The sequence below is a fragment of the Pseudomonas paraversuta genome (assembly GCF_904063065.1).
GTDB classification, from domain to species: Bacteria; Pseudomonadota; Gammaproteobacteria; order Pseudomonadales; family Pseudomonadaceae; genus Aquipseudomonas; species Aquipseudomonas paraversuta.
Genome location: NZ_CAJFCL010000023.1, coordinates 1 through 1,279, shown reverse-complemented (window position 1 = coordinate 1,279; position 1,279 = coordinate 1). Strand labels below are relative to the sequence as shown.

At 59.7% G+C, this 1,279-nt stretch carries 2 protein-coding genes; both read left to right on the top strand.

Annotation, left to right across the window (positions count from 1 at the left end):
• Positions 1 to 420, top strand: a 420-nt coding sequence (locus JQ845_RS22730; RefSeq protein ID WP_203009502.1) for an ABC transporter permease subunit, incomplete at its 5' end; no start/stop codon positions are given.
• Positions 417 to 1,279 (top strand): ABC transporter permease subunit (locus JQ845_RS22725; RefSeq protein WP_203009501.1); only part of this gene is annotated, 863 nt, incomplete at its 3' end. The genes JQ845_RS22730 and JQ845_RS22725, both read left to right, overlap by 4 nt.

The window sequence follows — 1,279 nt, the reverse complement described above, 5'->3', positions numbered from 1 at the left end:
CAGATCCTCAACACCAACATCGCGGTGTATATCGGCATCGTCTATTCGTACCTGCCGTTCATGATCCTGCCGCTGTACGCCAACCTGGTGAAACACGACCACAGCCTGCTGGAAGCCGCGTCCGACCTGGGCTCGAGCACCTTCAACAGCTTCTGGAAAATCACCGTTCCGCTGTCCAAGAACGGCATCATCGCCGGCTGCATGCTGGTGTTTATCCCGGTGGTGGGCGAGTTCGTGATCCCGGAACTGCTGGGCGGCCCGGAAACCCTGATGATCGGTAAAGTGCTGTGGCAAGAGTTCTTCAACAACCGTGACTGGCCGGTAGCCTCTGCGCTTGCCGTGGTAATGCTGGCGATCCTGATCGTGCCAATCATCCTGTTCAACCGCAGCCAGGCTAAAGAACTGGAGGGCAAGATATGAATCGCTTACGTTTTTCCAGCTTTATGCTGGTCGCAGGCTTGTTGTTCATCTACCTGCCGATGCTGATTCTGGTGATCTACTCGTTCAACGCTTCCAAGCTGGTGACGGTGTGGGGCGGCTGGTCGTTGAAGTGGTACGCGGGCCTGCTGGACAACACGCAACTGATGGGCTCGGTGATGCGCTCGCTGGAAATCGCCCTGTACACGGCGATTGCAGCGGTGGCGCTGGGGACCCTGGCAGCATTCGTGCTGACCCGCATCAGCCACTTCAAGGGCCGCACGCTGTTCGGCGGCCTGGTAACTGCACCGCTGGTGATGCCTGAGGTAATCACCGGTCTGTCGCTGTTGCTGCTGTTCGTGGCCATGGCGCAAATGATCGGCTGGCCCCAGGAACGCGGGATCGTCACCATCTGGATCGCCCACACCACGTTCTGTTCGGCCTATGTGGCCGTGGTGGTGTCGTCGCGTTTGCGCGAGCTGGACCTGTCGATCGAAGAAGCGGCCATGGACCTGGGCGCCAAGCCGTGGAAAGTGTTCTTTTTGATCACCATCCCGATGATCGCGCCGTCACTGGCGGCGGGCGCCATGATGTCGTTCGCCCTGTCCCTGGATGACCTGGTACTGGCCAGTTTCGTGTCCGGGCCGGGTTCCACCACCTTGCCGATGGAAGTGTTCTCGGCGGTACGTCTGGGGGTCAAACCCGAGATCAACGCCGTGGCCAGCCTGATTCTGCTGGCGGTGTCGCTGGTGACCTTCCTGGTGTGGTTCTTCAGCCGCCGCGCCGAAGAACACCGCAAAAAGGCGATTCAGCAAGCCATCGACGAAGCCTCGGCCGAGTCCTGGAAACAACCTGATGTACG